Source organism: Desulfomicrobium baculatum DSM 4028 (assembly GCF_000023225.1).
In the GTDB taxonomy this organism is placed as follows: domain Bacteria; phylum Desulfobacterota; class Desulfovibrionia; order Desulfovibrionales; family Desulfomicrobiaceae; genus Desulfomicrobium; species Desulfomicrobium baculatum.
On sequence record NC_013173.1, the window covers coordinates 1,913,447 to 1,934,367 of the forward strand.

19 protein-coding genes are annotated in these 20,921 nt (G+C 60.2%); 5 read left to right on the forward strand and 14 right to left on the reverse strand.

Annotation, left to right across the window (positions count from 1 at the left end; translation table 11 throughout):
- Positions 1-43: 43 nt before the first annotated feature.
- From DBAC_RS08425 to DBAC_RS08470, 10 genes are all read right to left on the reverse strand, one after another.
- On the reverse strand, positions 44-364 hold the full coding sequence (locus tag DBAC_RS08425; protein ID WP_015773863.1) for a PilZ domain-containing protein: 321 nt from the start codon (positions 362-364) through the stop codon (positions 44-46).
- 83 nt (positions 365-447) lie between these two features.
- Positions 448-1,287 (reverse strand): 3-methyl-2-oxobutanoate hydroxymethyltransferase, encoded by an 840-nt coding sequence (panB, locus tag DBAC_RS08430; RefSeq protein WP_015773864.1) that lies wholly within the window; start codon positions 1,285-1,287, stop codon positions 448-450.
- An 11-nt stretch (positions 1,288-1,298) separates the two neighbouring features.
- Entirely contained in the window at positions 1,299-1,649 is a 351-nt protein-coding gene (gene panD / locus DBAC_RS08435) for an aspartate 1-decarboxylase (RefSeq protein ID WP_015773865.1), read from the reverse strand.
- A complete protein-coding gene (panC, locus tag DBAC_RS08440) occupies positions 1,650-2,504 on the reverse strand; it encodes a pantoate--beta-alanine ligase (protein ID WP_043812185.1) in 855 nt (284 codons plus the stop codon).
- Between the two features lie 5 nt (positions 2,505-2,509).
- Positions 2,510-2,734 carry a hypothetical protein gene (locus DBAC_RS08445; RefSeq protein WP_143890860.1) on the reverse strand — a complete coding sequence of 75 codons (225 nt, stop codon included), beginning with the start codon at positions 2,732-2,734 and terminating at the stop codon, positions 2,510-2,512.
- Complete coding sequence (locus DBAC_RS08450) at positions 2,721-3,134, reverse strand: DUF2721 domain-containing protein (RefSeq protein WP_015773868.1); 414 nt, start codon at positions 3,132-3,134, stop codon at positions 2,721-2,723. Before DBAC_RS08450 ends, DBAC_RS08445 begins: the two co-directional genes overlap by 14 nt.
- An 11-nt stretch (positions 3,135-3,145) precedes the next feature.
- Positions 3,146-5,023, reverse strand: a complete 1,878-nt coding sequence (locus DBAC_RS08455) for an ATP-binding cassette domain-containing protein (protein ID WP_015773869.1) — start codon at positions 5,021-5,023, stop codon at positions 3,146-3,148.
- 76 nt (positions 5,024-5,099) lie between these two features.
- Entirely contained in the window at positions 5,100-5,780 is a 681-nt protein-coding gene (locus DBAC_RS08460) for a zinc metallopeptidase (RefSeq protein WP_015773870.1), read from the reverse strand.
- Positions 5,780-6,523 (reverse strand): SagB/ThcOx family dehydrogenase, encoded by a 744-nt coding sequence (locus DBAC_RS08465; RefSeq protein WP_143891053.1) that lies wholly within the window; start codon positions 6,521-6,523, stop codon positions 5,780-5,782. Before DBAC_RS08465 ends, DBAC_RS08460 begins: the two co-directional genes overlap by 1 nt.
- A gap of 2 nt (positions 6,524-6,525) precedes the next feature.
- Positions 6,526-7,665: an AI-2E family transporter gene (locus tag DBAC_RS08470; RefSeq protein ID WP_015773872.1), complete on the reverse strand. Its 1,140-nt coding sequence runs from the start codon at positions 7,663-7,665 to the stop codon at positions 6,526-6,528.
- A 251-nt stretch (positions 7,666-7,916) separates the two neighbouring features.
- Between DBAC_RS08470 and DBAC_RS08475 the strand changes: the two genes are divergently transcribed.
- A complete protein-coding gene (locus DBAC_RS08475) occupies positions 7,917-9,806 on the forward strand; it encodes an AMP-dependent synthetase/ligase (protein WP_015773873.1) in 1,890 nt (629 codons plus the stop codon).
- 48 nt (positions 9,807-9,854) lie between these two features.
- A complete protein-coding gene (locus DBAC_RS08480; protein ID WP_015773874.1) occupies positions 9,855-11,393 on the forward strand; it encodes an O-antigen ligase family protein in 1,539 nt (512 codons plus the stop codon).
- Here the strand turns inward: DBAC_RS08480 and DBAC_RS08485 are convergent.
- The 3 genes from DBAC_RS08485 to DBAC_RS08495 all read right to left on the reverse strand — a co-directional run bounded on the left by DBAC_RS08485 (position 11,390) and on the right by DBAC_RS08495 (position 15,717).
- Entirely contained in the window at positions 11,390-12,103 is a 714-nt protein-coding gene (locus DBAC_RS08485) for a J domain-containing protein (protein WP_015773875.1), read from the reverse strand. The two genes, DBAC_RS08480 and DBAC_RS08485, sit on opposite strands and share 4 nt — an antisense overlap.
- A 67-nt stretch (positions 12,104-12,170) precedes the next feature.
- The gene (locus DBAC_RS08490; RefSeq protein WP_015773876.1) at positions 12,171-13,385 is read right to left on the reverse strand and encodes a hypothetical protein; all 1,215 of its coding nucleotides are present in this window, start codon (positions 13,383-13,385) and stop codon (positions 12,171-12,173) included.
- Positions 13,386-13,458: 73 nt separating this feature from the next.
- Positions 13,459-15,717, reverse strand: coding sequence for a GumC family protein (locus DBAC_RS08495; protein WP_167320925.1), 2,259 nt, complete (start codon positions 15,715-15,717; stop codon positions 13,459-13,461).
- Positions 15,718-16,140: 423 nt separating this feature from the next.
- Here DBAC_RS08495 and DBAC_RS08500 point away from each other — a divergent pair, with 423 nt between their 5' ends.
- Both DBAC_RS08500 and DBAC_RS08505 read left to right on the forward strand, forming a co-directional pair.
- A complete protein-coding gene (locus DBAC_RS08500) occupies positions 16,141-17,211 on the forward strand; it encodes a polysaccharide biosynthesis/export family protein (RefSeq protein ID WP_015773878.1) in 1,071 nt (356 codons plus the stop codon).
- Positions 17,212-17,643: 432 nt separating this feature from the next.
- Positions 17,644-18,357 carry a hypothetical protein gene (locus tag DBAC_RS08505; RefSeq protein WP_015773879.1) on the forward strand — a complete coding sequence of 238 codons (714 nt, stop codon included), beginning with the start codon at positions 17,644-17,646 and terminating at the stop codon, positions 18,355-18,357.
- A gap of 218 nt (positions 18,358-18,575) precedes the next feature.
- Here DBAC_RS08505 and DBAC_RS08510 read toward each other — a convergent pair whose 3' ends face one another.
- A complete protein-coding gene (locus tag DBAC_RS08510; RefSeq protein ID WP_015773880.1) occupies positions 18,576-19,352 on the reverse strand; it encodes a tyrosine-protein phosphatase in 777 nt (258 codons plus the stop codon).
- A gap of 161 nt (positions 19,353-19,513) precedes the next feature.
- Here DBAC_RS08510 and DBAC_RS08515 point away from each other — a divergent pair, with 161 nt between their 5' ends.
- Positions 19,514-20,896: an undecaprenyl-phosphate glucose phosphotransferase gene (locus tag DBAC_RS08515; RefSeq protein WP_015773881.1), complete on the forward strand. Its 1,383-nt coding sequence runs from the start codon at positions 19,514-19,516 to the stop codon at positions 20,894-20,896.
- Positions 20,897-20,921: the final 25 nt, after the last annotated feature.

Sequence of the window (20,921 nt, forward strand, 5' to 3'; positions counted from 1 at the left end):
AAATCCGCGAAGCCCCAAAATGGAAAAGGCCCTTTGCGGGGCCTTATTCGTATCTGGTCCAGAGCAGCGGCTCTTCGTACCGGATACCGATGGAGTAGCCTCCCTGGCTGGAAGGCACGCACCATGTGACTTTGGCTTTCACGTCCCGGGCCAGGCCCACCAGATCCTGCGGCAGGCGGACCATGACCCCGCTCCCCTTGTCCAGTGGTTCGGGATGGACGAAACACAGGCCCCCGCGACTGAAATTATACACCGTGGCCGGGCTGTACCCGCTTTGCAGCGACGTGGATATCTGCACCAGATATTTCTTTTCGTGACGCGGCCACTGTCGCCGATTGATATTGGGGCGAATGATGTTGGGCATGCTCATCTCCTCGCGGCTGATCGTGAATCTTCACACCGCGTGCATCCCTAGCAAAAAAAACGAAAACCGAACAGAGCCGGATGTCAGCCCTGAACGTCGCCGTAAATCTTCTGCAACTGCTCTTCATTCATGGAAAAGGAATGCGCGGCATCAGGAAATGTGCCGCTGCGGACTTCATCGGCATAGACGCTGAGCGCGTCCCTGGCTTTCACTCCAAGCGTCTCGAACTGCTTGACGAATTTGGGCACGAACCGCTCAAAGAGGCCCAGGGTGTCGTGAAAGACCAGCACCTGTCCGTCGCATGCCGCTCCGCCGCCGATGCCGATGGTGGGTATGGAGAGACGCGTGCTGATCAGCTCCGCGACCTGCGCCGGGATGCACTCCAGCACGATCATGAACGCGCCGGCCTCTTCAAGCGCCACGGCGTCGTGCAGCAGCTTCGTGGCCGCCTCGGCAGTGCGCCCCTGGACCTTGTAGCCGCTCAACGCGGTGGCCGACTGCGGGGTCAATCCGATGTGCGCGCAGACCGGAATTCCGGCTTTGACCAGGGCCCGGACCTGCGGCGCGATCTCTTCCCCGCCCTCGATCTTGACGCCCTCGCATCCGCCCTCCTGCACCAGCCGGGCCGCGTTCTCCATGGCCTGAGCCGGGGATATCTGAAAGGTAAGATACGGCATGTCCGTGAGCATGAACGTGCCCTTGGCCCCGCGCCGGGCAGCGCGGCTGTGATGGATCATGTCGGCCATGGTCACAGGCACGGTGGAATCGTAGCCAAGCACGACCATTCCCAGCGAATCCCCCACCAGCACAATGTCGATCCCGGCCTCCTCGGCCAACCGGGCCGATGGATAATCGTAGGCCGTCAGCATGACGATCTTCTCGCCGTTCTTCTTCATCTGGAGGAAATCGCTTATGGTCTTCATGCTTTTCTCCGCTAGGATCGGGTGATTTCGTTGTCCGGTCCGACCAGGACCACGGTGGGCTGGTGGCCGGGGATCTCTTCGGGGGCCAGTTGCACATAGGAGGCGATTATGACCCTCTGGCCGCGGCTGCCCTTGTGCGCGGCGGCACCATTCAGGCAGATCTCGCCCTTCTGGCCGAGAATGACGTAGGTGGAGAGTCGCTCTCCATTGTCCACATTGTAGATATCGACGCGCTCGTTCAGATAAAAACCGGCGGCACGGATGAGGTCGGGACAGATGGCCACGGAGCCCTCGTAGTCGACCTCGGCCCCGGTGATGGTGGCGCGATGCAGTTTAGCCTGCAAAAAGGTACGTAAAGACATTTATTTCTCTAAGTTGATTCGTTTGTTGTCAATGAGCCGCGCCTTGCCGATTCGCAGGGCCACGGCGGCCAGAACATCGGTGCGGATATGATCCACGGTCTCGATACGCTCGGGGTCGACCAGCTCAAGATAATCAAGCACTCCTGTAGGAATCCGCGCAGCGTAATACTCCATGACTCCCCGGCGCAGCACGGCGCAATCGTCCTCTCCGGCCCGGATCATGCTTTCAAGCAGACAGAGCCCCTTCTGGATATGCGGGGCCACGGCCCGTTCCTCCGGAGTCAGATAAACATTGCGCGAGCTCATGGCCAGCCCGTCGGCCTCGCGCACGATGGGCCTGCCCTCGACGCGCACCGGAATGTCCAGTTCACGCGTCATCTTGCGGATCACGGCCAACTGCTGCCAGTCCTTCTCGCCGAAGGCGGCAAAGGTCGGCTGCACAAGATTGAAAAGTTTGCAGACCACCGTGGCCACGCCCTGAAAATGAACCGGGCGCGAACGTCCGCAGAGATTTTTCGTCAACTCCGGAACAGTGACCCAGGTGCCGTGGTCCGGAAGGTACATCTCGTCCTTGCGGGGCGTGAAGAGCACGTCCACGCCGCACTCGGCGGCCAGGGCGGAGTCGCGCTTGGTGTCGGAGGGGTAGTTTTCCAGATCCTCGCCAGGACCGAACTGGGTCGGGTTGACGAAAATGGAGGCCACCAGCAGGTCGCAGTGTTCGCGCGCCCAGCGCATCAGGCTCAGATGGCCCTCGTGCCAATAGCCCATGGTCGGCACCAGACCGACGCGAAGCCCCTGCCTGCGCCACTCAAGACCCAACTCCTGCATGGACTGCGGGTTTTGGACGCAGCGCATCGCGCTCATTTGCCCCTCTTGGAATGGATCTGCATATCGAAAAATTCACACCCGCAATCGCACACGATCTGATCTCCCTGGCGCCGTCCATCCGGGTCGTCGATGACGTCGTAAAGAACGCCTGTGGCCGGATCGTACACGAACTCCATGCCGATGACATCGACCATTCCGTACAGGCCGCATTTTCTGCAAATGAAATCCCGAAACTCACCAAAGTCAGCGTGCATCATCTTCCTCCTGCGAGAGGCTCAGGCTCTCCAGTTGGATGTTCAGGGCCTGGGTGGAAATGTGGATCTCGCGCGTGGACAGTCCCAGGGAGACCAGCATGGACAGAAGGCTCAATCCGAATACGATCTTGCCCATGATCACAAGCCCGGCAAAAAGAAAAAACATGCAGAGAACACACAAAAAAAGACTCAAAACCCCGTACAGCTGCATGAGACGGATCAGGTTGACCCGCAGGCGCAGACTCTCGATCTGGGCCAACAGGGACTTGCCGTGACTGGACTGATAGCGGTCGTGCAGAGCCCGAATCCTGCTGCCCAGGGCCAGAAAGCGGTTGGTATAGGCCAGGAGGATGAGCGACAGGGTCGAAAAAAGCAGGGCCGGAGTGGTCAGAGTGATATCCATAACATCCTTGTCTACGCTTCGCAAAGCCTGCGCAGCTCTTCGAGCTCGTCCCAGCGGGTCAGGAGCGAGTCCAGTTCGGTTTCCAGAACCTCAAGCCGAACGGCCGCGGCAGCGACGACAGTGTGATCGTTGGTGTAAAATTCGGGGTCGTTCATCTGTTCCTGCACGGCCGCGATGTCCGCCTCAAGCTGCTCGATGCGCCCGGGCAGGCCGTCCAGTTCCAGATTTTCCTTGTAGGTCAGCTTGCGCGCCTTTGTAGACCTGGATTTTTGCGCCTTGGCCGGAAGCGGTTCGGGCTCCCGGGTCTCGGGCCGCTGTGAGAGCCAGTCGTCATAGCCGCCGGCATACTCGACCACCCGCCCCTCGCCCTCGAAGACCAGACAGGACGTGACCGTGTTGTTCAGAAATTCCCGGTCGTGACTGACCACGAGCACGGTGCCCGGAAAATCGCCGATAAGTTCCTCCAGAAGCTCAAGGGTCTCCTGGTCGAGATCGTTGGTCGGTTCGTCAAGAACGAGTACGTTGCAGGGCCGGGTGAAAAGCTTGGCCAGAAGCAGGCGGTTGCGCTCCCCGCCGGACAGGAGCCCCACCGGAGTCTGGGCCCGGTCCGGAGTGAACAGGAAATCCTTCAAGTAACCAATGACGTGGCGGCGGTTCTCGTTCACGTCGATGTAGTCCGCGCCCTCGCCGACAATTTCGCGCGCGGTCCTGGTCTCATCAAGCAGGGATCGCATCTGGTCCGAATAGGCGACCTCCAGATGCGTGCCCTGCCGAACCTTGCCGCTCTGGGGGGCGAGATCGCCGAGGAGCAGCTTCAGGAGCGTGGTCTTGCCCACGCCGTTGGGGCCGACGATGCCGACCTTGTCGCCGCGCATGATGTTGGCCGAAAAATTGCGAATGACCGGCTCACTTCCCCAGGAATAGGAGATGTCCGTGACCTCCAGAACCAGCCCCCCGGTCTTGCGCCCCTCCTGAATCTGCATGGACACCGTGCCGGTTCGTTCACGCCGCTGACTGCGCTCGGCGCGCATGGCCTGCAGCGCGCGCACGCGCCCCTCGTTGCGGGTGCGGCGGGCTTTGATGCCCTTCCTGATCCAGATCTCCTCTTCCTTGAGCTTCTGGTCGAACTTGCGCCACAGGGTCTCCTCCGTGGCCAGCACGTCCTCCTTGCGCTGCAGGAAGGTGTCGTAATCGCAGGCCCAATCCACCAGCACGCCCCGGTCCAATTCAAGGATGCGGTTGGCGACATGACGCAGGAACATGCGGTCATGGGTGATGAAGAACAGGGTCCGGGACTGCTTGATCAGAAATTCTTCGAGCCAGCGGATGGAGTCCACGTCCAGATGGTTGGTCGGTTCGTCCAGAAAAAGGATATCCGGCTCCCCGGAAAGCGCCCGGGCCAAGAGAGTCTTGCGCTTCACGCCGCCGGACAGGGAAGTGAACTGCGCGTCCGGGTCCAGACCCAGATGGGTGATGACCGTGTCGATCTTGCGGGTCAGGCTCCAGCCGGCCTGCTCGTCGAGCATGCGGTGGGCCCGCGCGAGCAGCGCCGGGTCGACGCAGGCGTCGTCATGACCCTCGTGCCGCAAGGCCGCCAGGCAAAGCCCGGCCTCCCCGGCTCCGGAAGCCACCACGTCATAGACCGTGCCCGTCAGATCCGCCGGGACCTCCTGCGGCAGGGATGCCGTGGTCAGTCCCTTGCTGAGGCCGACCTCGCCCGAATCAGGGGAAAGTTCACGGGACAGGATGCGCATGAGCGTGGACTTGCCTTCGCCGTTGCGGCCAAGCAGGCAGATGCGTTCGCCCGCATGAATCTGCAGGCTGATGTTGTCCAGCAGGAGCGGGCCGGAAAATGAAAGGGAGATATTGCTTGCGCTGATGAGTGCCATGGATTGGGGAAAGCGGGTTGGTTGTTCGGACGCCCCGACTAGTAGGGAGAATCACCCGGATTGTCCAGAAAGGAATCTACCGCCTGAAAAGCCTGACCCAGCGCAGGATGTTGAACATGCTGGCCAGGGCCTGGGCCAGGTAGGTCAGGGCGCAGGCCGTCAGAATCCGGCGGGCCGCCCTTTCGTCCTCGGGCGGAATGTATTTCCCGGTCTTGAGCAGCGGCAGCGCGCGGTTGAAGCTCGCGTCCAGTTCCACGGGCAGGGTCACGAGATGAACGACCACCGGGATGCCGAGCACGAATACCGCGCCGACCAGCAGCAGGCGGCCGACCATGGGCACCTGCAATGCCGCGCCCAAAAGCGGCGCGATCATGAGGGCCGCCGCCCCGATGCGCTCGGCCCAGATCCCGAACATGACCAGCCCGGTGCGGAAACGCAGCAGTCCGTCCCCGGACTGGTCCTGCAGGGCGTGCCCCACCTCGTGGGCGGCCACGACCACGGCGGTCAGGGAACGCTTGCCGCTGCTCGCGGGATTGAGACGCACAACCTTGTCCCTGGGGTCGTAGTGGTCGCCAAGCTCCGTCGTCTCCACGCCCACGCCCGCAAGATTCAGATCCCGCACCAGAATCCGGGCCAGATCGATGCCGGTGCCGGAAAAATATTCATCCCGGCCGTAGCGCTCCAGCACATGTCTGGCCCATAGTCCTGGCCCGGCTATGAGCACGATCAGGACGACAAGCCAGGCAACATAGGGCATCAGACCTTGCCCACGGGAGCCAGGTACAGGGCGAACTCGTCTTCCCCGTCAACGCCCAAGAGCTCGTCCAGCGCCTGCTGGTGAAAGGCTGCCACGGCGCAGGTGCCGCAGCCCACGGCCTGCACCGCCAGATACAGGTTCTGGCAGGCGTGCCCGGCGTCGAGGGCGATGACCCGGTGGGCGGCCTCCATGTAGCGCCATTCCATGCGGTACGGAATGGTCGCCCAGACCAGGACCACGGGCGCCCTGGTCACAAAGGTCTGCATGAGCACGGCCTCGTGCTGACGGGCCGTGAACTCCGCGCTGGCCACAGATTCCAGCACCAGGGCGTGGTCAAGGGGCAGATAGCGGTACACGCCCTGCTCCAGGGAACTACAGTTGTTGACCAGTACGTATGTTTCCAGGGCATGCCTGCACCCGGCCGAAGGGACGGTGCGAAAGACACTGGCCGGACCGCCCTTCCTGCGCACGCCCTGCACAGCCCAGAGCAGAAAACCAAGCTCTTCGGGACGAAGCGGCTCATCGCGCCAGGCCCGATGGCTTTTGCGTTCAGCCAAGGCGCGGACCAGATCGACGCGCCCGGCAAAGGCCGTGGCCGGGTCGCCCGGCAGCGGGATACGAATCTGACCCTCCCGGACTGGTTTCTGCACCGGAGGCGGCGCGATGCCGCGATTCTGGTCCGAGCGGGAAAAATCGAGCTGCAACCGCAGGTCATCCCTCAAAAAATCGCGCATGGTCCGCATGTTCACGATCCACCCTCCTCTCCTGGGTTGACAATCAACCGTGACGCGGCAGGCGCCAGCACCAGCCGCCGATAATAGGCCAGCACCAGACAGGTCATGGGCAGGGCGATCAGGAGGCCGAGCATGCCCAGGAGCTTGCCCCAGATCGAAAGCGACAGGAGCATCACGGCCGGGGACAGACCCATGGCCTTGCCCAGAATGCGTGGCACGAGCACAGCGTCCTGGATGATCTGCACGACCACGAAGACAAGTCCGGTCATTCCCATGACCACCCAGAAGGACTGGCCGGTCTCGAGAGCGTGGATGGCGGCCAGCACAACGGCCGGAATAAGACCGATCAACTGGAGATACGGCACGAGATTAAGGAGCCCGACGAAGAATCCGAGCAGGATGCCCATGGGCAGACCCACCAGGGAGAAGCCGGTGGCAAAAAAAATACCGAGGATGCCCGCGATGGTCGTCTGTCCACGAAAATAGCGGTTCATGGCCACATCGAATTCCTCGACGAAAGACACCACGCTGTCTCGGTACTGGGGCGGAATCATTTCTTTCCAGGCGACCCGAACCTTCTGGAAATCCATGAGCAGAAAGATCAGGTACAAAAGAACCACGGCCGGCACGACCAGAGCCAGGAGCACGCTGTAGGTGCCGCTGATGATCCCCATGAGTCCCGGCAAAACCTTGCGCAGGGTGGACTGGGCCATGGAAATGAAACTGTCGGTGCGAAAGAAATTCCGCACTTCGGGCGTGTCGAAATAATCCCGCAAGGCCTGCCACACATCGGGCGGCAGGCGGTTGGCGGCCTCCTCGGCCAGTTTGGAGTTGCTGACCAGATCGGAAATGAGCCGACCCATGTGCGCCGCCTCGCGGCCCATGAGCGGGATGACGATCCAGCAAAGCCCGCCGAGCACGGCAAAGAAAAAAAACAGGGTCAACCCTATGGCCAGCCCCCTGCTCTTCACGAACATCTGCACGCGGTAGACCAACGGATTTAGGATATAGGCCAGGAGCAGGGCCACGGCAAAGGGGATGAGCACGTCGCTGAGGTACCCGAGGGTCGTGATGACGCCCCAGAGCAGTCCTGCGGCCAGGGCCATGCGCACGACGCGATCGAAGGAATACGGTGTCTTGTCGAGAATCATCAGCCCTCCCGAGGCTTGGCGATGCAATAAATGCGCAGGAAAACGACTGTCTTGCTTGCCGATAGCAGAGTAGAGAATGCCTTGGAAGTCCCGTATTCGTACCCTTGATTTGATACCGGGCTTGTCATACATTCATTAACTTATTCAATGCTTACCGCTTCGTGATCATGGCATCTTCTTCCGTTTGGCATACCCGTTGCCGGAGAAGTTTTTATCGATCGGATTCATTTCCATACCGGGAGACCATCAAAATGGCCTTTGCACCCACGTTTTTCCACACCTTTTTGGAAACTTGCGATCGGCACCGCGACAACCTCGCTTTCATCTACCGCGTGGGCGAAGACGAATTCAGGGTCACCTACGAAAAATTCTTCGAGGACGTGCTCATCCTTGCCCGGGCTTTCAAGGCCAACAAAGTGCGCAAAGGCGACAAGGTCTTCATCCTCTCCGATAACCGCTACTCCTGGATCGTCACCGACATGGCCCTGCAGGCCCTGGGAGCGGTCAGCGTTCCGCGCGGCACCGACACGCCTCCGAGTGAAATCGAATTCATCGTCAACCATTCGGACGCCGAATTTCTAATCGTCGAGACGGACAAAATCTACAAGGATTGCCAGGCGCTGATCAAAAGCCTCAAACTCAAGGGCGTGTTCATCTGCGCCAGCTCCGAAAAGCACTCCTGGTTCGAAAAGGCCACCTCATACGCGGAACTGCTTGAAAACCGTTCCATCGAGCCAAAAGAGATCGAATGGTTCAAGGGCCTTGCCGACAGCATCTCCCCGGAGGACGTGCTGACCATCATCTACACCTCCGGCACCACCGGCACCCCCAAAGGGGTCATGCTCGACCATTCCAACATCATGCACAACGTGCGCACCCTGCCTCCGCTCATCAGGCTGCAGTCCGATGATGTCTGGGTATCCATTCTGCCGACCTGGCATATCTTCGAACGCACGGCGGAATATATCGGCATCGCCAACGGCAGCTGTCTGGTCTACTCCTCCATCCGCACCTTCGCCGCGGATCTGGAATCCTACAAACCAACGCTGGTCGCCACAGTGCCGCGCATCTGGGAGTCCCTGTATTCCAAAATCACGACGGGCCTGAAGAAGAAGGATCCCAAAAAAGCCAAGATCTTCAATCTGCTGGTGCGGGTTTCCGCCGCCTACCGCCGCAACGCTCGCGTGCTGCGCGACCAGTTGCCCGTGTTCCAAAAAAAATCCTTGCCTGTGCGCTTTGCGGACAAGGTGCAGGCCCTTGTTTCAAACATATTCCTCTTCCTGCCCAACCTCTTGGCCAAGAAAAAACTTGTCCTCGTGCAGGAAAAATTCGGTGGCCGACTGAAAGGCGCCATCAGCGGCGGCGGCAGTCTGCCGCCCTATCTGGATGAATGGATCGACGCCATCGGCATCCGCATCATCAACGCCTACGGCATGACGGAATGCTCGCCAGGCATCGCCGGACGCGGATTCAACTGCGACGTCTTCGGCACCATCGGCCCCCCTGTGGGCGAAACCGAACTGCGCATCGTCAATGACCAGGGGGAGCCGGTTCCCAATGGCATTGAAGGCGAAATCCAGGTTCGCGGGGCGCAGGTCTTCAAGGGCTACTACAAGAACGACGAAGCCAACGCCGGTGCCTTCACCTCCGACGGCTTCCTGCGCACCGGCGACCTCGGACGGCTGACCCTCACCGGGGAACTGGTCATTACCGGCCGGGCCAAGGAGATCATCGTCCTGGCCAGCGGCGAAAACGTCGACCCGACCAACATCGAGGCCACCCTGTCCATGTTCCCCTTCGTCCAGGATGCGGTGCTCGTGGGCCAGGACAAGAAGGGCCTGGGCGCGCTTATCGTCCCGGATCTGGAGAAGCTGCGCGAGTTCGTGCTGGAGAAGTACAACCAGGTGCTCGAAGAGACAGAGGGCGCCCTGCGCGACAAACAGCTTCTCGACCGTCTGCGCGAAGAGATGAACAAGCTCCTCAATGCCAAGAAAGGGTTCAAGCCTTACGAAAAGCTCCAGAACATCCATTTTCTCGACAAGGAGTTCACCCTCGGCGAAGAGTTGACCAACTCCTTCAAGAAAAAGCGCCATGTCATTGAACAGAAATACAAGGATATCATCAACCGATTGCTGAAATAATTTTGCCGCCTTTGGGCAGGACGCGCGAAAAGTCCGCTCAGAGCGGCCATGGCGCGATTTAACCCCCGCGTGATTGCGGACATGCTCCATCCCGGCTGCGACGAGGATTCCACAATGGCCTCTCACGAGCTTGTTCGGCATTGGACGCGCTTCTCCGACACCGCGATCCTGCCGGATCGGGAGCGCGAAACGAAGACGCTGCGCGTGCTGGTCCTTGCACCCATAGCGCTGCTGACTTTTTTCTTCGGCGGCGCCAGACCCTGGATCTGGCAAAGCGTGGCCGGACTTTTCTTCATCTGCCTGGGGGCATGGCTTTTGCGGCACTCGATTCCCGCGTCCGCAAAGCGTTTAAGCGGCTTTGCGGGCATGGCGTGCGCACTGCTGCTCGTGCCGCTCGCGCAGACCATCCCGCTCCCAGCCGCGCTGCTTGAAATCCTCTCGCCGGTCCGCGCCCAATGGACCCAGGCCCTGCTTCAATTTGGGAACACCTCCAACGTGACCATCAGCTACGATCTCCTGACGACCTGGACGCAGCTGGTCTGGTGGCTCTTCCTGGTTATTTTTGCTGTATTGCTGAGCCAGGCGTTATCTCGCGAGGCGAAATTGCCGACCTGGCTTCTGCACTTTCTTTTCGTGCTGGCCGGACTGCAAGCCATGTACGGCATCGCCCAGACCCTGCTTCCTTCCCTGGGCGTATTGTGGGACACCCACGCGGCCACCGGACAGGCATACAAAGGGTACGCACGCGGCACGTTCATCAACCGCAACCATTTCGCGGCTTTTCTGGGACTGCTCTGGCCCGTGCTCCTGGCCTACCTCCTGGTCCTCAAATCCCCGCGCAAAATGGAACAAATCCTGGGCGAGCGGCAACGGGCGCAACTCCTCGTGCAGAAAAAAGCCTTCGGCATCTTCTGCCTTGCCCTGGTCGTTCTCGCCCTGTTCTTCAGTCAGTCACGGGGCGGCATTCTGGCTGCCATGCTCGCGTTCACCCTACTCTCTCTTTTTGCCGGGCTCTGGCGCAAACGGGTGGCCGTCGCCCTGGCGACCTGCTGGATCATCATGCTCGGGTACGGGGCGGTCATCGGCCTTGAAGGCCTGACAAACCGATTCCTGCAGCTCGACCACGGTATGGCCGGAAGGGTGGAGATGTGGAAAGACGGTTGGAAAATCCTGCAGGACCACCCCCTGACCGGCACCGGGCTGGGAACCTATCCCGAGGCTTCCCGCGCCTACCAGAACGCCTTCAGCCCGGAACGGCGGGCCGACCATGCCCACAACGACTACCTCGAGACTGCCGTGGAACTGGGTCTGCCTGCCGCCTGCGTTCTCATCGGGGGTATCTGGGGACTGTGGTGCCTGCGGGCCGTTCTTCTGTGGCGCGCGCGCACGACCATGGATCCCGACCGCCTGCTCCTGGCCGCGGGTTCCCTGGCGGCTCTGGGAGGATACATGCTGCACGGCTGGGTGGAGTTCAACAACGCCATTCCGGCCAATCAACTGACCGCGGTGACCATGGCCGCGTTCCACTTCCACATCACGGAACACGGGATTTTCCGGCATCCGGTAAGACCGCAAAAGGCCCTCTAGCGGTGGGGATGGTTCGTCTCGCCGCCAGGCGTTGACGCGGTCCTTCCAGTGCAGCGAGGAAGACAGGACGGTTCCAGCTTAAGGACCGAACCGGAGCAAACCGAGGCGTCGATGACAGGACCAAACCCCACAGCCGCCACGCTGGACAGGAACGCGGAACGCACGCGAGGGCTCTCAAGATCCGTCACCGCCACGGCCAGAACAAGGACCCCCACCACAAGAATGAGCGGCATCAGGAGTCGCATGCGGGTCCGGGTCCGACGCGGCCGGCCATAGGCGACGTCGTCCCAGGCGCAGGCCCCGGACCCTGCCGCCCCTGCCGACTGTCCGCACGCCTCCCCGGCCGCTGCCAGCATGTCGTAAGCGGCCTTGATCTGCAAAAATCGCCTGGCGGCCTCGGGATCGCCCGGATTCAAATCGGGATGCCAGGTGAGGCACAGCTTGCGAAACGCACCCTGGACGAGTTTCGGTCCCGCCCCGGGCATAAGGTCCAGAATCCGGTACGGCGCGAGCCGGACCGGCGAGCCGGGAAAAAGCGACGCCATGGCCCACAGCCTGGATCGCAGAAGCCCCTCGGAAACGCCGAAGCTCCGGCACAACGTGCGGCAGTGCTCCGGCACATCCTCGCCGCGAAGCAGGGGCTGGGCCAGGGTTCTGGCCGCCGTCACCACGCCCTGATCCCCGGTCGCGCGCGCAATGAAGGCGTGCACCCCGTGCTCCTCGGCAATAATGTGAAGGAGCCGCCGCAGGGATGAATCCCCGCCCTGTCCGCTCTTTCTATCTCGCGCTCGACTTTTCAACCAGTTCCACGGCATCGATCCACACGTCTCCCCTGATTTTACTGTCAAATTTCAGACTTTCGTCGCGCTGGAACGCGATTTTCGCCATCCGGCACTGATCAGGCACATCAAAAATCAGATTTTCCGCGCTCCAGTCCCGGGTGCCGGTGATCGCGGGGCTGCGCACGGACAACCCGTCGCAACCCACGCCCCGCACTTCCGCGTACATGCCCTGGTCCGTGTTCAGCCGCCTCGACTTCCAGAAAAAGCGCAGTTCGCAGGTTGTTCCGGGCCGAAGCGGCAGATACTGCCAGAAATGGGCGAAACGCAGGTTAACGGTGCCAAGAAAATGAAAACGCATGGCGGAGTGAGCCCCGACTCCGTCGCGAGGCTCCCGCTTCGTTTCGACGCCCGCAACTCTGCCCATCCGCCAGTCAAAGGCCTTGCCGGACACGGGCGCGTCAAAATGGCCATTGGTCACGCGATCGTTTCGGAACAACCCGCCGCTTTGCCCGGCGGCGACAGCCTCGTCCCACCTTTTGTTTCTGAGCAGAAAATCCATGAATTCAGCCTGCCGCAGGGGCTCAAGGATCGCGCCGCAGTCACTCTCCAGAAGCGGATACAGCCCGATGCACGTGTCGACCGCCTGTCTGGCCATGCATTCCGCAAGCAGCGTCCACCTGTTTTCGCAATCCGTATGACGGAGGATGGCGGGCCACCCGCCCCAGAACCCCAGCGCCATTTCCACAGCTTCCTGGCGATATCCGGACTGGCGTTTCAACACAAAATTGAAGGCGTGCTCAAACCGGGCCTCATCCCTTCTGTCAGCGGCCAGCAGCAACTGGTGCCAACGCCAGGGAGTGGAGACGGGAGCGTGCGCGAGCAGGAAATCATGCAGAGCGTCCGAGCGAGGCCCCGCGTCGAGCTGTCGCTCCAAGCGGGCCAGGGCGAACCAGCCGCCGAGCAAAAGCGGATTGCGACCGACCCCGCGCCAATACGCGTCCATGGCGCGGACGGTGTCCAGGTCCTGAAATCTCGCGCGGTCTCCTCGCCACAACCAGGTCTGGGCCCAGGGCTCCATCCACGGACTGCGCAACACAAAATCCAGGTCCCGGACAGCGAAGCGGGAGGAGCAAAACGCCACGAAAAGCAAAACGCAGCCCAGCCCGACGCTCAAAGCGGCGCACAGATACCGGCCCTGGTTTGACTTCATGGACACGACCGTGATGCTGCCAATTATGTCCCCTCACCTTCCACGCACCGCAGCCCAGAACGCATTCGGCGAGTCAGGACGCGCGGGGTTCTTCCAGTTGCGGAACGCCGCCCTGCGCACGTTCGGTACTGCCGTCGCCGTAGGCGTAAGGATGGTAATAATACCTGCCATATTTGGAATAATAATCCCCAAACCGGTTCTGCACATTGAGGCGATTGACGATGGTGCCCAGCAGCCGGGCGTTGATATTGAGCAAAGAGCGCCGAAACAGACGCAGCGCCTGCCTGTGGGTCCTGCCCAGGGTGCTTATCAGAATGACTCCGCTGGCCAGGCTGCTGAGCACGAGCACATCGGCGAAACCCACCGATGGCGGGCCGTCGATAATGATGCGGTCGAAATCCTCATGCAATTGTTCCAAGTACATACGCATCCGCCTGGAGGCCAGAAGCTCGGCAGGGTTGGGGGGCACCAATCCCGCCGGGATGAAAAACAAGTTCTCATGCTCGGTGGCGCAGATCACATCGTCCAGACTCTTGCTGCCGATGAGCAGTTCGCTCAGTCCCCCACCGCCTGAAGCGGACGGGGAAAACACCTGGTGCAATCTGGGCCTGCGCAGATCCGCGTCGATGATGAGCACCCTGTCGCCTGCGGCGGCAAAGGTCAGGGCCATGTTCACCGCGATGGTCGACTTGCCCTCCCCTTCCGAAGTGCTGGTGATGAGCAGCGTACGGGTGCCGCCCTCGGCGGCGGTGGACAGCTGAATGGAGACGCGGGTGGTGCGGATGGCCTCGGAAAACCCCGCCCGGGGATCGGAAACCACCAGGCGGTCCAGCCTGTCCGCGAATTTCTTTTCGGCTTCCGGGAGCACGCCCAGGATGCCGATGCCGAAGCGGTCGGTGATCTCATCAATGCTTTTGATCGTGTTATCCAGAAATTCGAGCAGGAAGGCGGCGGCCACGCCAAGCAGCAGACCGATCCCGATGCTCAGCATCAGGTTCAGCTGGATACGCGGCTTGTCCGCCTTCACCGGGAGCAAGGCGTGGTCCACCACCTGGATATTGCTGATGTCCGTGCCCACCGTTGCGTCGATCTCCTTGCCGCGCTGCAGCAGGGACTGATGAATCTCCTTGTTTGTCTCGACTTCGCGCTCAAGAATCTTGTACTGCGTGGCCCGATCGTTCAGATCCAGGGCGCTGGTCTTGGCCAGATCGGCCTGCGTGCGCAGGGACTCCTCGTTTTTGAGGGCCACAAGATAGTCGTTGCGGATGCCGCCCTGGATCCTGCTCTCCTCATGGCGGATCTTGGATGCGACATCGTCGAGCCGGGCCTTCAGCCGCCTGGCCTCAGGGTAATCGGGCTTGAAGACGACAAGCTTATCCTCGTATTGGGACTCAAGCTGGACGTATTGCTGCCGAAGTTCCTGAATGAGCGGATTGTCGATGACCATGGGCAGGGCCGAAACGCCGACTTCACGGGCCTGCGCATCCAGGGCCTCCCTGCCGAGGCGCTGGGCATGGGCCAGGGCCAGGGCGGAATTGATCTCCTCAAGCTGCTTGTAAACAAGGTTCATGCGGCTATCCAAAGAGACGATGCCTGCTTTCTGGGCAAAAGCGTTCATCTCCGCTTCGGATTTCTCCAGGCGGATCCGCGCCACCTCGACCTGCTTGCGCAACTGCTCGTTGGCCACGCCGGCGGCCCCGATCTTTTTGTCAAGCTGCCAGGCGATGAAGGAGCCGATGAACGTGTTGACCACGTCCCGGGCCAGCGCCGGGTCCGGGGAGGAAAAGGCCAGGTTCAGGATGGTGGTGTCCCGCTCCGCCTTGATCTCCAGATTGTCCAAGAAGACCTTGAGCAGTCGCTGCTGCACCTCGGCCTCCCGGACCTGCGCATCAAGGTCCTCGCCCTGGCCGGGCATCGTGGTCAGCATGCGGCGAAGATCGCTCAGAATGCCGCCGGAATCCTCGCCCTCGGCCGTGATCTCCGTGTTGAAGCGAGGGTTGTGGACCAGATCGAGGGTTTCGATCACCCGCCACGCCAGCGAGTCGGAGGTGAGCAGCTTGGTCTGGGTGTTCATGAACTCCCGGGTCTGAGTCTGGGGAACGAGCATGTCCTCAAACGTGGTGACCTTGGGCGGCTGCAGATTGAATTCAAGCTTGCCCGTGGCCTTGTAAATCGGGGTCATGGCCAGAGTCACGATGAACGTGGTCACGAAAACAGCGAACAGCACACCGCCGATGAGCCATTTACGGCGAACAAGCACCTCCAGGCAGTCCCGCAGATCGATCTCGTCTTCCGCCTGCGGAAATGACGCTGGAAATTCCGATGCATGCACCACGGCCTGACTTGGGTGCACGGCCGGGAAAAAAGAAGGACTACCAGAAGGAAGCGAATCCAAAGGGCCATTTTCACGCATATACAAAAAACCTTGTCAACATATACAGGTTACGACTACTTGAACATCGAACCGCCTATCCATGTCAACAAAGCATTGTCAATCGCATAAAAAACAGAAAACACGCAAATAAGTCTTTATGTGCATAAAATATAAATCATATATAAATAATTACGTACACACAAAAAATAAAAATACATAATAATACTTATTCAAATACATCAATAATTAGTCTTCAGACCAATCTCAAACGCATCACTCATTTCGCATAACGCATCAGCATCACGCGCAGCGATGGCAGACGGGCATCGGCAACGCCGCCGCAATTATCCAAGAAATTACCAACAAAAAACGGATCCCGACATGAAAAAAATCCTGCCCTTCCTCATCGCGCTCAGCCGCACCGCACAGAAAGTGAGCGTCCTCTGCCTGCGGCTTCTGCCCATGGCCCCCCTGATCCTGTGTCTGGCATGCGGAGCCAAAGGTCCGGCCGCCACAACCGAACTCGATCAGTTGGCCGACCCCGCCGCAACGGAATACAACGCGCTGGAAGTGGCCGAACTGAACGGAAAGCTCTACGAATCCTTCACCGCCACGCCCATTTACGAGGACTACGTCATCGGCGGCGGGGATCTCATTGAACTGACCATCTTCGAAGCGCCGGACCTGAGCATCGAGACACGGGTCAGCGCGCGCGGAAGCGTTACCCTGCCGCTCTTGAGCACGGTGCGGATCGCCGGCCTTTCCGTACTGGAGGCGGAACGGCACGTGGAGGAGCTTTATCGGGAGAAATACCTTCAGGACCCTCACATAACCATCTTCGTCAAGGAACAGTTCGGGTCGAAAATCACCATGATGGGGGCGCTCAAAAAGCCTGGTACCTATGATTTTTACGCCAGCATGAACCTCATGGACGTGCTCGCCATGGCCGAAGGCTTGAGCGACGCGGCCGGAAGGACCGTGCAGATTCGCCGCAAGCCGGAAAGCAGTGAAGACGCGAGCTCGCTGGTCATCGACCTGGACCAGCTGGTCAAGGATGGGCAGGGCAATCTCAATGTGGGCATCAAAGGCGGGGATGTCATCTACGTGCCGGAAGCGGGCTCGGTCTATGTCGACGGAGCAGTCCGCAAGGCCGGATCATACCCCATCCGCAAGGAAATGTCCGTCCAGGAGGCCATTGTCGCCGCAGGCGGCCTGCAGTCCTTTGCCGATGCCAAGAACGTCAAGCTCATCCGCTACCTCGGCGAAGGCAGGAGGGAGGTGGCCAAGCTGTCCCTCGCCGAGCTGCAGACCGGCGAAACCGGCAAACTTAAAGTCCGGGACCGCGACGTCATCTTTGTGGAATCAAGCGCGGTCGGCACCTTTGTCCAGGGGCTGCGCCTGACGCTTGGGGCGGGGCTGTTTGGTGTCGGCTACACGCCACCGTCTCAGTAGGCCGTCCGCCGCAACGAGAAGATTCAGAATTCATTGCGCCCGGTTAACGTTCCGGAAATGCCATGCGAAAACACGCAAAAGACCGTCAAAGCCATTCCCGCAAACGCTCGCCCAGCAGGGGTTGGAAGCATCCTGCGTTTACAGGCGATTGAGTCCTTCCCTTTTTACATAGGGGTGACGGCTTTTTGCAGTCGCCCCAAGTACTCTTTTTCAGAAGTCTGGGCACTCAGTATCTACATAAACATACGTAACGCGGAAGTACTTCACACCGTAATTGTAAGTATTGACTTACACAGCACAAATTGTTTTTTTGCTGAACTGATATTGGCGCGTCGTACAGATATACGGCCATCATCGCCAAACTTATTTTCGCGATAACGACAGCCCAAAGGCGACAGGCGCGAACCACCACGAACAAAGCAGGCAACCATCATGCCCCAACAGCTTCTCGCATTCCTGATCTCGGTCATGTTGATCATGCAACCGCTACTGGCCGCGGCTGGTTCGTCCCCCATGCTGATACCCACGAATCACGTAACCCTGCTGGCCACCGGCCTCGTCGTGGACAAGGAAATACCGGCACCTTCGGGGATGCTCATGGCGTGTACGGGAGAATGCGTGGTCGAAGCTGACGGATTGCAGCTCATCGGCGCCGACAAGACCGTTTTTTCCCTGGAAGAAGGGAGCACCAGATATCTGGTCACCATCATGGAGGGCGAGCTTGGTTTCGCACTGCGTTCCGATGCCAAACCGCTGGCGATCAAGACTCCTTTTCAGGATTCAGCAGACACCAACAGCTACCTTATTCCGGCCAGTTCCGACGAGGTTGTGAGGGGCACCCTCCAGATAGACACTCAAAAAGGCAATGCGATCCTGGCCATGCGCAAAGGCTCGCTCAAGCTTGTGGCCATAGATGGGCAAAAACTAGTTCATGCAGGCAACGCCATCTTCCTGCCCCGACATCCTGCGCCGGGAGAAAACTCGCTGAGCTTCACTTCCGCGTCTCACCAAGCGGAAACCTCGTTCAGCGGTCTGGCCGTTGGAGCGGGAGCCCTGGCCATCCTGGCTGCCACGGGCATGGCCCTGGCCGGCGGTGGGGGTGGGGGCGGAGGCGGCGGGGGCGGCAGCGAAGCCAGCCCGAGGTAACGTCCAAAGTTCGCTGGTTGCATTGGCGCGTAAAACGACTGGCGCGGCAAAAAGGTTTCACCCCCTTGAAGAAAGGGAGCATGCGCTTTCGTTCTTGCAGATAGCAGACCGCAGCCTGCTCGCACGGAACAGTTGTCCGCAGGAATTGCATAGGACGGCATTGCCCGGCTCATTGCCGTGAGCGCCGGACAACACGATACGCAGCGCCAGGCGAATTCTCACCAGAATTTGAACCAAGAGCGTTTTCTGGGCAGGGACAAGGGCGTGAAATCCGTCAGGGGCAAAGGCTCGTTGTGAACCACCGCCTGAGGGTGCATCTCGGTCAGTCGCATGGCATCATCGATCCCCGCAATTTCGCCCGCAACCCTGCAAGCCTCCCGCAGCAAGGGACGACGATTTTCGACACCATGGCCATCGCTGGCCAGGAAATGAACCAACCGGTGCTCCAGCAGAATGCGGCACAGTGTTGCGATTTCAGGCCCCAGTCTGCCGAGCAGGCTGGCCGCCGTGATCTGCACGGCCACGCCCATCTCGACCCAGGCATGCAGCCGCGCAGGATCGCGCAAGATAAAAGGATAACGTTCGGGGTGGGCAAGAACTAGCCGTCGGCCCGAACGGTGAAAATTCAGGAGAAAATTGTCGATGCCCGAGGGCGGGAAAGGACCGGGCAACTCAAGCAACACCCATGATCCGCCGTTCAGGGTTGCCAGACGCCCGCCTGCGAGCCCGGCCTCCAGATCGGCGTCCAGGCTGAGTTCGCTTCCGGGCCAGACATCAAAAGCAATGTCTTCGGCCTGCAAACGCAGCCGAAGCGTATCCACGGCAATGGCAATGGCGTTTCGCTCATTGGGCCAAAACAGTGGATGCCAATGCGGGGTGCAGATCGCCCCCCGGATTCCATCAGCCACGGCCAGACGGACCATGGCCAGGGATTCGTCCATACTGGATGGACCGTCGTCCATTCCGGGAAGCACGTGACAGTGGATATCAATCATGGAGTCCGCTTCAATGCCGTCGCGTAAAATCGGTTAAGAGACGATAAAATCATCGTTCAGGCTACAACCATACCTAAAATTGTTCGTTTCCGTCACGATACGTTTGCATCATGATCGTTGACGTTCATGCATGGTTTGAAAAACAATATCAAGGACCTGGAATGGCGAATATTTCACCGGGAATTTCCACGCTGACCCGCATCGCAGAAATCCTGGCGATTGCCGGTGGCATGCTCGTGGCCCATCGAATCCATCCCATTGGCGATCCTGCCAGCCTCGCCATCAGTGCCCTGCTCGGCGCCATCGTGTACTCCTTTGCCGCAGAACTGACCGGAGCCTACGGCGAATTGCGCCTGCGCCCCTTCATCATCGAGGCCCGCCGCGTTCTTGGCGCCTGGATCCTGACCTTCCTCTGTCTGGTGCTCATATCCTGGGCGCTGAGGTCCACCGCCGCCTTTTCCCGATTGCAGATCGGTCTCTGGATCGTCATCGGCGCGGCCATGCTGCTGGGTTCACGCTGGAGCATCCGGGCGCTGCTGCGCGTCCACCGCCGCCGGGGCCGCAACCAACGCCACGCCGTGCTGATCGGCGCGGGCAATCTGGCCCGGCAGTGGGTCCAGACCATAAACGCCTATCCGGAACTTGGAATCAGGCCCGTGGCAGCCTTCGACGACGACCCGGCCAAGATCGGCGGCACATGCGAAGGCGTCCCGGTTCTGGAGCGTTGCGCCCAGGCGGTGCGGTACGTCAACGAACATCGCGTCCCCATGGTCTTCGTCGCCCTGCCCCTTCGCGCCGAAGAACGCATGCACTTTGTTCTTGGGCAATTCCTCAATAGTCCGGCCAACATCTATATCATCCCGGACATCTTCACGTTTGAGCTCATGAATCTCAATGCCTTCCAGGTCGGCGGAACACCCGTCATCGCCCTCTCCGCATCGCCCATGTCGAAACGCAAGGTAATTCTCAAACGCGCCGAAGACCTTCTCCTCGGAACCCTGGCCCTCATCGTCGCCAGCCCGCTGATGCTGCTCATCGCCCTGGTCATCAAGCTCACCTCGCCTGGGCCGGTTTTTTTCCGGCAGCGGCGACATGGGCTGGATGGAGAGGAAATCCGGGTCTGGAAATTCAGAACCATGCGCGTGACGGAGGACGGACGCGAATTCAGGCAGGCGGTCAAAAACGACTGCCGGGTCACTCCTTTCGGTGCCGTGCTTCGCCGCACCTCCCTGGACGAACTGCCGCAACTCTTCAACGTGCTGGACGGCAGCATGAGCCTGGTCGGCCCCAGGCCGCATCCCGTGGCCCAGAACGAAAGCTTTCGCAGACTCCTGCCCGGCTACATATGGCGCCTGAAGATCAAGCCCGGCATCACCGGCTGGGCCCAGGTCAACGGCTGGAGGGGCGAAACGGATACGGTCGAGAAGATGGAACAACGCATGCTTCACGATCTCCATTACATCGAAAACTGGACCCTGTCCTTTGATATCTGGATCTTATGGATGACTATCCGGCGCGGTTTTGTGAACACAAATGCGTACTAAACACCTTGCCCCGACAACATATTTT